This window comes from Anaerotruncus sp., from assembly GCF_057433415.1.
The window spans coordinates 1-9694 of sequence record NZ_DBMDHH010000076.1 but is presented as its reverse complement, the minus strand read 5'-3'; the positions used below and the strand labels follow the sequence as shown (position 1 = coordinate 9694).

The window sequence follows — 9694 nt, the reverse complement described above, 5'->3', positions numbered from 1 at the left end:
GGCCCCGCCGGCCTCGACGGCGGCCTTCACCGCGCCGACGTCCCCGCGGACCATGACGCTCACGAGCCCGGAACCGATCTTTTCGGTGCCGATCAGCACGACGTTCGCGGCCTTGACCATCGCATCCGCCGCTTCGATGTTCGCGACCAGTCCCCTGGTCTCTACCATGCCCAGTGCTTCCATACCTGTACGCTCCTTCTTTTCCTTCGGTTCCTCCGGCTTTGGGGCGGGAGGGGCGGGCGGCGCGGGCGTGTTCGCCTGCACCTGTTTGGTCACCATTTCGAGCACCTCCGGGGAGGTTGCGGCAATCACGCTCTTGGTCACCTTGTTCTTTCCGTTCTGACTAGCCTTTGCCATGCCGTGCTACGCCTCCACATCATCGGTATAGAGAAATTTTTTGATCTCCTCGTGCGGGCGGGGGATCACCTCGCACAGCTTCACGGTGCCAACCCGCCCGGCGGCGGCCTTACCCGCGTCGGCGGCCGCCTGAACGGCGGATACCTCCCCGTCCACGACGATGGTGACCATGCGCCCCCCGAGGCGGCGCTCGATATGTACCAGGCGGACGTCAGCGGCCTTGAGCATCGCGTCGAGCCCCTCGACCGCCGCGGCCATCGCCTGCACCTCGATCAGCGCAATTGCCCGTTCCATGGGTATCCCCCTTTGTTACTTGATGGAGGGAAGAATCTTCTCCACATCCGCGTGCGGCCTCGGGATCACGTGGGTCGCGACGACCTCGCCCAGACGGGCGGCGGCGGCCCCGCCGGCCTCGACGGCGGCCTTCACCGCGCCGACGTCCCCGCGGACCATGACGCTCACGAGCCCGGAACCGATCTTCTCGGTGCCGATCAGCGTGACGTTCGCGGCCTTGACCATCGCGTCCGCCGCTTCAATGTTTGCTACCAGACCCCTGGTCTCGACCATGCCCAATGCTTCCATCATCGTTCTTATCTCCTTTGCGTCGTTGTCGGTTTCGGGTTACTTGATCGACGGGAGGATCTTCTCCACATCCGCGTGCGGCCTCGGAATGACGTGGGTCGCGACGACCTCGCCCAAACGGGCGGCGGCGGCCCCGCCGGCCTCGACGGCGGCCTTCACCGCGCCGACGTCCCCGCGGACCATGACGCTCACGAGCCCGGAACCGATCTTCTCGGTGCCGATCAGCGTGACGTTCGCGGCCTTGACCATCGCGTCCGCCGCTTCGATGTTTGCTACCAGACCCCTGGTCTCGACCATGCCCAATGCTTCCATCATCATAATAATCTCCTTTACAATGTCGTTTTTATGTGGATTTTGAGTTCCTGGTTAATAGTTGTGCTCGTCGAAGCGGTCGCGGCCGACCGCGCAGAGCTTCGAGAGCTTTTTGGTGTCCTCCGCCTCGCGCCCGATGACGTGGTGGGTGACGTAGAGCCCGCGGGCCTTCGCCTCCCGCACCCCCGCCTCGACGGCCTGCTCGACGGCGGAGACCTCCCCGCCGATCTTGACGATCATGATGAGCGGCACCTCCGCCGCGTCGCCCGCCGCGGGCTTATTCTTGTCGAGCGCGAGGATTTTGACGTCCGCCGCCTTGGCCGCGGCGTCCGCCACGACGATCGACGTGACGAAGCCGCAGACCTCGATCATTCCAAGCGCCATAGATATCACTCCCCGCCCCGGCGGATGCGCCGGAATTTACTGCGCGACATACGCGATCTTGATGCCCTGCTGCGAAAGGTTCGTCTCCATCGCCTCGTTCATTTTGTCGAGCGGGAAACGGTGGGTGATCAGCTCCTCGAGCGGCACGCCCATCCCCTTGGCCCGGCGCAGGAACGCCATCGTGACGGGATATTCATGCGCGCCGTAGGTCCACGAGCCGACCAGCATGATCTCCTTGTTGCAGAGGTCGAAGTGCGGATTGATGGTGCAGTCGCCGTTGTTGACGAAGAATCCCATCTCGCAAAGCCCTCCGCCCCGGCGGATGTACTTGTAGACGTCCGCCGCCGCGCCCGGGTTGCCGGTGCACTGGTAGGCGAAGTCCGCGCCCGCGCCGTCGCTCATCCCCTTGACCGCCGCGACCCGCTGGTCTAAAGTGGGCAGCTCCTTGAAGTTGACCGTGTCGGTCGCGCCCAGCCGCTTGGCGAAGGAGAGGCGGTTGTCGTTGCCGTCCACCGCGATGATGCGGTCGATGCCCGCCACATGCAGCGTGGCGATCATCATGAGGCCGACCGGGCCGCAGCCCTGCACGAGCACCTTGCTGTTGAAGTTGAGGCGGCCCGTTCTTTTGCCCTGCTCGAGCGCGTGGGTCGTGACCGCCGCCAATTCGAGCAGCATCCGCTGGTCGAGGGAGAGGTCGTTCACCACGAAGAAGGTCGAGCCCTTCGTGATCAGCAGGTGGGTGGAAAACCAGCCGCAGAGGTGGTTTTTGTCGTTGTCCGGGATGAGCCCGTAGACCCCCTGGTTTTCACAGAGCTGGGGGGAGTCGGGGTGCATCAGGCAGTTGTGGCATTCGCCGCAGGAGATGACCGAGGTCACCAGCTTGTCGCCCACCCGGATGGGGTGGCCCTGCGAGTCGTGTTTGATGTTTTTGCCCAGCGCGACCACCTCGCCGGTGCCCTCGTGCCCGAGGACGAGCGGGATGTAGCCGAAGGGGTCGCCCTTCCACTCGTGCACGTCGGTGCCGCACACGCCGCAGCCCTCGACCTTGACGAGAATCTCGTCGTCGCCCGGCTGGGGGATGGGGAACTCCTTGACCTCGAAATGCTTGGCCGCGGTCAGCATCGCGACGCGCGCCATGCCCGACGAAGGCGCGCCCGTCCCCATCTGGGAGAGGACCGAACGCACGATGGTTTCAATCTGGTTCGCATTGATGTCCATTACTATGTAACCTCCCGATCTGGAATTGGGCCGTCAGACGATCCGGAACGAGTCCACCATGGCGCAGCGCCTGCGCCGGCAGAAGCTCTTGGCCGAGGTCAGCCCTTCCCCGGTCGGACCCGCGATGGTAAAGGTGCAATGCCCCTCTCCGCCCACGCCGATGCCCGCGTAGGAGGGCGCGTTCTTGACGAAGATGGTCGTCTCGATCGCCCGCGCAAATTTCGTGAGGTGGTCGATGTTTTTGGAGTGCATGTGGGCAGTGTGCCGGAGCCCGTGCTCCGCCTTGACCGCCAGGTCGATCGCCGTGTCGATGTCCGGCACCCGCACGACCGGCAGAATCGGCATCATGAGCTCGATCTGCACGAACGGGTCGTCGAACTGCGCTTCGCAGATGACGCAGCGGATCTCATCCCCGACCTCGATCCCGATCTCGTGGAGGATCTTTTTGGCGTCGCGGCCGACCCAGTTCTTGTTGATCGCCTTTTTGCCCTTCTTGTCCTCGACCAGCACCACCCCTTCAAGCTGCCGCATCTGCTCGCGGCTGATGAGGTAGGCGCCGTTCTGGGACATGTAGTAGATCAGCTCGTCGGTGATGCTCTCGAAGGCGAACACCTCCTTCTCCGCGATGCAGGGGAGGTTGTTGTCAAAGGTGCAGCCGTCGATGATGTCCCTGCCCGCCTTCTGGATGTCGGCCGTGTCGTCGACGATGACGGGCGGATTGCCCGCGCCCGCGCCGATCGCCTTTTTGCCCGACGAGAGCACCGCACGCACGACGCCCGGGCCGCCGGTGCAGCAGATCATGCGCACCTTGGGGGATTTCATCATGATGTCGGAGGTCTCCATCGTGGGCTTTCTCACCGCGACGGCGAGGTTCTCCGGCGCGCCCACCGAGCGCGCCGCCCGGTTGACGAGGTCCACCGCGTAGAGCGAGGTCATCAGCGCCCCGGGGTGGGGGTTGAAGACCACCGTGTTGCTGCCCGCGATCATGCCGATCGAGTTGCAGAGCACCGTCTCGCTCGGGTTGGTGGAGGGGGTCATCGCGCCGATCACGCCGAAGGGCGCGAGCTCGAGCAGCGTGAGCCCCTTGTCCCCCGTGATCGCCTCGGTCACGAGGTCCTCGGTGCCGGGGGTCTTCTGGGCCACATAGCGGTGCTTGAGGATCTTGTGCTCCACGCGGCCCATGCCCGTCTCCGACACGCCCAGTCTGGCGAGCGTCTCGGCCTCCTCAAGAATCAGCCGGCGGATGGCGGAGATGATCTCCTCCTTCTCCTCCACCGACATGTCATAGAGCTTTTTCTGCGCCTTCCAGGCGGCGTCGATCGCATCGTTCATATCTTCGAACACGCCGAGATAGGTCTTCCCGTCGATCACCATCCCGGAGGAAGCCTCGGAAACCGCCATGCCCGCGATCACCTGGCGGACGATTCCCTCGATCTCCTTTTCGCTGATGTTCATCTGCTGTATTCCTCCCTTATGCCTGCGCTGAAAACCTTCAGCGCGTAGTTCGCAAGGTTCGTATCCTGTTCCGCCGTGCCCCCGCTGACGCCGAAGCCGCCGACCAGCCGGTTCCCCTCCACCAGCGGCACGCCGCCGCCGAAGATGACGATCCGTCCGCCGTTCGTGTGCTGGAGGCCGTAGAGGGAGCCGCCCGGCTTGCAGAGCCCGGCGAGCTCCTCGGTGGACATGCGCATCGCCGCGCTGGTGAACGCCTTGTCCCTGGCGATCTCAACGCTCGCGAGCAGCGCGCCGTCGTCCCGGAGCAGCGCCGTGGGGCTGCCCCCCTCGTCGCACACCGCGGCGGTCACCCGCAGGTTTTCCCGCCGCGCCTCGGCGAGCACCCGCCGGCAGAGCTCCAGCGCCCTCTCGAGGAACCCGCCGCCGAAGTCCGCCGGAGGGGCCGCCGGTCCGGGCCCCTGCGCGTCGGCCATGCGGGCCATCGCGTAGAGCAGGTCGGAAAGGCGGTTGAGATAGCGCATCGCGTCGGGCGTGACGCCGCCCGTCTGCTTGGCGGAGGCCATCTCCCGCTCCGCGCGGCGCGCGATTGCCCGGGAAACCCCGAGCGCCGCGGCGCCCGCGCTCTCCCGGGAGCCGTCCGGCGCGCCCGCGCCCGCCGACTCCATCATCAGGTCGATGGATTCCTCCATTCCCCTGACGCGGGCAGCGTCGGCGAATTTTTCGCCGCCCGAAAGTTCGGCGGAGAGGGCCGCCACGTCCCGCCGCAGCGTCCCCGCGACCTCGGAAAGCCCCGCCGGGAGCTTCCCCGCGGCCTCCCCGAGCGACGCGTCCAGTTCCTCCAGCGCCCCGAGCAGGGAAAACACGGGGGAATTTTTGGGGATCATCCGGCGGTTTCCCGTGCTGGAGAACCCGGTGTCCCCGGTCCTTGTGTAGATCCTCATCGGTGATCCCCCTCTCCGGAGGCTATGTAACGCCCCGCGATTTTTTATTTGCCGAGAGAGGCCAGCACCTTCTGGGTGATCTCACGGATCATCGCCTCGTTGGAGGCGGGGTTCGCGGTCGGGGCCGATTTGGCCGCGCAGGAGGCCTTCTGCTCCGGGGTCAGGCAGCGGCATTTGTCGGTGCCGCGGTTGGCGCAACGGGAGCAGCCGGGATGCCGTCCGGGCAGCTTCATCTGCTTGCGGATTTCAATCAGCCGCTCGATCTGCTCGCAGGTCAGTTCCTGCGCGCCGCCAAGCTGCTTGGCGTAGAGGCTCACCTTCGCCCAATATTCGAGCGTCTCCATGCGGAAATACGCCTGGGTCAGGTCGACGCCCACCGACAGCGCGCCGTGGTTTTCCAGCAGCACCGCGTCGTGGTCCTTGAGCGCGTCGGAGATCGCCTCGGGGATCTCCATCGTGGAGGGGGTGCCGTACTTGGTCAGCGGCACCTCGCCGAGGAAGATGATGACCTCGGGCATAATCATGCTGTCGAGCGGCATGCCGCAGACGGCGTGCGCGGTCGCGACAGGCGGATGCGCGTGGACCACGGCGGTCACGTCGGGGCGCTCCTGGTAGACGCGCAGGTGCATCTTGAACTCGGAGGAGGGCTTATACTTCGCGTTGGGCTCGAGCATGTTGCCCTGCCCGTCCACCTTGAGGATCATGTCGGGGGTCATGTAACCCTTGGACACGCCGGTGGGGGTGCAGTAGAACTCGTTTTCGCTGATCTTGACGGAGAAGTTGCCGTCGTTGGCGGCGACAAATCCGTTCTGATAGATGCGGCGGCCGATGTCACAGAGCTGTTTTTTGATTTCGTATGCCGATGCCATAAATTTCGTCTCCTTTTTTACACTGTTTTGCAGAAGGTGGTTGCATTTCCTGTTCATTCCTGTTATCATCTTATCAAGATTAATCAAAACAAGCTATATTTGGCGGCGATATTGATCATTTCACCTCTATAACTTGATCTACAATCCGTTTTGATCACCTATGATCGACAGAAGGAGGAAATCCGATGCTCGCCTACGAACGCAAGCAGCAAATCCTCGACTATATGCGCGAACGGGGCCGGGTGGTCACCGTCGAGCAGCTGTGCGCCGCCGTCTTTGCCAGCGGCGCCACCGTCCGCCGCGACCTGCGCGAGCTGGAGGAGAGCAAGCTCATCCGGCGCACCCGCGGCGGGGCGATCCTCGTCGAGGGGAGCACGAGCGAGGACCCCCTCGCCTTCCGCGAAAACCAGAACGCGATGAAAAAGCAGATCATCGCCGACATGGCTTCCCGCCACATCTCCGACGGGATGACCCTCTTCCTCGATTCGTCGAGCACCGTCTTCGCGCTGGCGCGGACCCTCGACCGCTTCACCAACATCAAGGTGATCACCAACGGGCTCAAGACCTCCCTGCTTCTCTCGGAGTTCAAAAACGTCAAGGTCTTCTGCACCGGCGGCACCCTGCGGGAGAACTCCAAGTCCCTCGTCGGCGAGACCGCCTGCAGCTACATCGACCGCTTCAACGCCGACATCGCCTTCATGTCCTGCCGGGGCTTCAGCATCGAGCGGGGGGTGTCGGAGGCGAGCGAGGAGGAGGCCGCCGTCAAGCGCCGCTACCTCGCCAACTGCAAAAAATCGATCCTCCTCTGCGACCTGTCCAAGATGAACGTCGACTTTCTCTGCAAGCTCGCCGCCCTCTCCGACTACTACGAGGTGATCACCGAGCGCAAGGAGACCAACGACCTCTGCAACCAGTACACCCAGCTCCACCGGCCGAACTGACCATATCCATAAAAAGGGCCTTCCCCGGCGGGGAAGGCCCTTTTTATGCGTTATTCCTCGGTGACGACGCCCTTGCGCAGGATGATGTTGGCGTAGAGCGCCAGCTCGGAGGAGGTGACGACCGCGTAGGCCTCCTTCGCACGCTCATAGAAAGCGAACCGCTCGATCATTTCGATCCTGTTGTTCACCGGCTCGTAACGGTTGATGATCTCCCGGTACTCGTCCCAGATGACCGGCTTGCAGGGGTCGCCGGGGACGACCTCCATCAGCCCCACCTGGTACTCGCTGTAGGAATCGAGCGGCATGAGCCGCAAAACCGCGTCGAGGAGCTTCGGCACGCCGTTGCCGTCGCAGCGCACGAGGCGTTTGGCCATCGCGGCGTGCGGGAAATTGCCGTCGCCGATCACGATCGTGTCGCCGTGGCCCATCTCCATCAGGATTTTGAGCAGCTCGGGCGGCAGGACGCTGGGGATGCCCTTTAACATCGCAATTCCTCCTTCATCTTGCCGAACATGTTCGGCAAGATGAAGCCGCCGCGGCAGGGTTCCCCGCTCGCCGCGCTCGCTCAACGCGCGGTAGGAACCTGACGGTTCCCACACACACGCCCCCTCCCTTTCGGTCAGGCGGGGACTTGCCGAATATGATGGCTTGTCATCTGTCAAAAGGGGGCGGCAGTCCGCCGCCCCCTCTTATCTGTTTTCTCAGCGGTAGAGCGGCCCGTACTGCTCGCAGGCGCGGTAGTCCGCCGACTCGAGGTCCCGGGTGCCGTAGGAGGCCCAGGTGTGCGGGCGGTAGACCGCGTCGTCCTCCACGTTGTGGAGCGAGACGGGGATGCGCAGCATCGAGGCCAGCGTGATGAGGTCCGCGCCGATGTGCCCGTAGACGAAAGCGCCGTGGTTCGCGCCCCAATTGGCCATGACGCTGTAGACGTCCTTGAAAGCGCCCTTTCCGGTCAGGCGGGGGGCAAACCAGGTCGTCGGCCAGGTGCGGTCGGTGCGCAGGTCGATCTTTTCGTGCATGTCGTCGGGCAGCAGGGCGGTCCAGCCCTCGGCGAGCTGAAGCACCGGGCCGAGCCCGTCGACGAGGTTGAAGCGCACGAGGGTGACAGGCATCTCCGCGTGGGTCTTAAAGTGGGAGGAGAACCCGCCGCCGCGGAAGTACTCATAGTTGGCGCGGCACCAGTCGGTCGCGCCGAGCATCGCTTCGATGTCGGAATCGGTGACGTCGAACCACTGCTTCATGCAGCCGTTTCCGCTCTCGTCCTTCGAGACGCCGGTGGCGTCGAGCGCCGCCGCGCCCGAGTTGATGAGGTGCAGGAAGCCGTTGGCGGCGACGCCCTCCGGGCGGCGTCCGCACACCCGCTCGACCGCCTCGGGGCTCCAGTAGGTGCGCACGTCGGCGAAGACGGGGGCGCGGTTGGTCAGCAGCGCCTCAAAGAGCATGGCGACGCCGTTGCAGGTGTCGTTCTCGGTGGCGAGCACGGTCGGGCACTTTTTGCCGTTCCAGTCGAAGGTGCTGTTGTTGATCGCCTCCATGAAGTCGCCGTTCGGGAGCCAGTCGGTCCACTGGCGCTGCCCCTGGAAGCCGCCCGCGATCGCGTTGCGGCCGAGCGACTCCTCGTGCCAGCCCATCTCGGCGAGCTTGGGATTGCCGTACAGGATGTCGTGGCAGACGAGCGTCTGCTTGACGATGAACTCCCAGTCCTTGTCGGCCGGGACGACCTTGGATTTCGTGATGACCTCCGGCAGGTTCTTGCCGGCGTTGCAGTCGAAGCCCTCCTTACAATTGGCCTTGACCCATTTGAGCGCCTTCTCATACTCGTCATGGTCGTAGATCTCCAGCGTGATGCGGCGGACGATCTCGGTCATGTCGACCCACTCGGCGCGGATGCCCAGATATTTCTGGAAAAAGTCGGCGTTGCAGTTGGAGCCGGCGATGCCCATCGCGACGCCGCCGAGGTTGACGTACGCCTTGTCCCGCATGAGCCCCACCGCGACGGCGCAGCGCGCGAACCGCAGCAGCTTCTCCGACACGTCCGCCGGGATCGAGGTGTCGTCGGCGTCCTGCACGTCGTGGCCGTAGATCGAAAAGACGGGCAGATTCCGCTGCGCGTGGGCGGACATGGCCGCCGCGAGGTAGACCGCGCCGGGGCGCTCGGTGCCGTTGAAGCCCCAGACCGCCTTGATGGTCAGCGGGTCGAGGTCCATCGTCTCGCTGCCGTAGCACCAGCAGGGGGTGACCGACAGGGTCGCCACAACGTTTTCGGTGGAGAACTGCTCGGCCACCTTGGCCGCCTCCGCGCCGCCGCCGATCGTCGTGCAGCCGAGGACGCACTGGACCGGGGTGCCGTCGGGATATGTAAGGTTCTTCGAGATCAGCTCCGCCGCCGCGTAAGCCATGCCCATCGTCTGGTTTTCGAGGCTCTCGCGGACGCCGCCCCACCTGCCGTCGATGACCGGCCGGATGCCAATTTTCGGATAACTCATGAAATGACCTCCTTCAGTTTGACTGTTGAACAAAATCCGGACGCACCGTCCGAATATTTTTATTGCCTGTGTCCAATTTTACACAATCGCCCCGCAAAAGTTAATTCGTTATTTTCCGGAAATTGGTCGTAATCCTATGAAAAAAGAAA

12 protein-coding genes are annotated in these 9694 nt (G+C 64.1%); 1 reads left to right on the top strand and 11 read right to left on the bottom strand.

Features of this window, described 5'->3' with window-relative positions; genetic code table 11:
- From ACZO3G_RS13825 to ACZO3G_RS13785, 9 genes are all read right to left on the bottom strand, one after another.
- Positions 1-183, bottom strand: a 183-nt coding sequence (locus tag ACZO3G_RS13825; RefSeq protein WP_486847345.1) for a BMC domain-containing protein, incomplete at its 3' end; no start/stop codon positions are given.
- Between the two features lie 180 nt (positions 184-363).
- Entirely contained in the window at positions 364-651 is a 288-nt protein-coding gene (locus tag ACZO3G_RS13820) for a BMC domain-containing protein (protein WP_101547901.1), read from the bottom strand.
- Between the two features lie 15 nt (positions 652-666).
- Positions 667-942, bottom strand: coding sequence for a BMC domain-containing protein (locus ACZO3G_RS13815; protein WP_101547903.1), 276 nt, complete (start codon positions 940-942; stop codon positions 667-669).
- 36 nt (positions 943-978) lie between these two features.
- The gene (locus tag ACZO3G_RS13810) at positions 979-1257 is read right to left on the bottom strand and encodes a BMC domain-containing protein (protein ID WP_101551610.1); all 279 of its coding nucleotides are present in this window, start codon (positions 1255-1257) and stop codon (positions 979-981) included.
- A gap of 48 nt (positions 1258-1305) precedes the next feature.
- Complete coding sequence (locus ACZO3G_RS13805) at positions 1306-1635, bottom strand: BMC domain-containing protein (RefSeq protein ID WP_101551613.1); 330 nt, start codon at positions 1633-1635, stop codon at positions 1306-1308.
- A 36-nt stretch (positions 1636-1671) separates the two neighbouring features.
- The gene (locus ACZO3G_RS13800) at positions 1672-2853 is read right to left on the bottom strand and encodes a zinc-dependent alcohol dehydrogenase (RefSeq protein WP_276870629.1); all 1182 of its coding nucleotides are present in this window, start codon (positions 2851-2853) and stop codon (positions 1672-1674) included.
- 33 nt (positions 2854-2886) lie between these two features.
- Entirely contained in the window at positions 2887-4308 is a 1422-nt protein-coding gene (locus ACZO3G_RS13795) for an aldehyde dehydrogenase family protein (protein ID WP_276870627.1), read from the bottom strand.
- Positions 4305-5249: an ATP:cob(I)alamin adenosyltransferase gene (locus ACZO3G_RS13790; protein WP_101551618.1), complete on the bottom strand. Its 945-nt coding sequence runs from the start codon at positions 5247-5249 to the stop codon at positions 4305-4307. The genes ACZO3G_RS13795 and ACZO3G_RS13790 overlap by 4 nt, the downstream gene beginning before the upstream one ends.
- 44 nt (positions 5250-5293) lie before the next feature.
- The gene (locus ACZO3G_RS13785; protein WP_101553245.1) at positions 5294-6118 is read right to left on the bottom strand and encodes a class II aldolase/adducin family protein; all 825 of its coding nucleotides are present in this window, start codon (positions 6116-6118) and stop codon (positions 5294-5296) included.
- A 185-nt stretch (positions 6119-6303) separates the two neighbouring features.
- Here ACZO3G_RS13785 and ACZO3G_RS13780 point away from each other — a divergent pair, with 185 nt between their 5' ends.
- Positions 6304-7059, top strand: coding sequence for a DeoR/GlpR family DNA-binding transcription regulator (locus ACZO3G_RS13780; protein WP_101551620.1), 756 nt, complete (start codon positions 6304-6306; stop codon positions 7057-7059).
- A gap of 50 nt (positions 7060-7109) precedes the next feature.
- On the opposite strand, the gene ACZO3G_RS13775 is transcribed toward ACZO3G_RS13780, so the two are convergent.
- Positions 7110-7544 (bottom strand): RbsD/FucU family protein, encoded by a 435-nt coding sequence (locus ACZO3G_RS13775; RefSeq protein WP_101551622.1) that lies wholly within the window; start codon positions 7542-7544, stop codon positions 7110-7112.
- A 216-nt stretch (positions 7545-7760) separates the two neighbouring features.
- Positions 7761-9545: an L-fucose isomerase gene (locus ACZO3G_RS13770; protein ID WP_101551624.1), complete on the bottom strand. Its 1785-nt coding sequence runs from the start codon at positions 9543-9545 to the stop codon at positions 7761-7763.
- Positions 9546-9694: the final 149 nt, after the last annotated feature.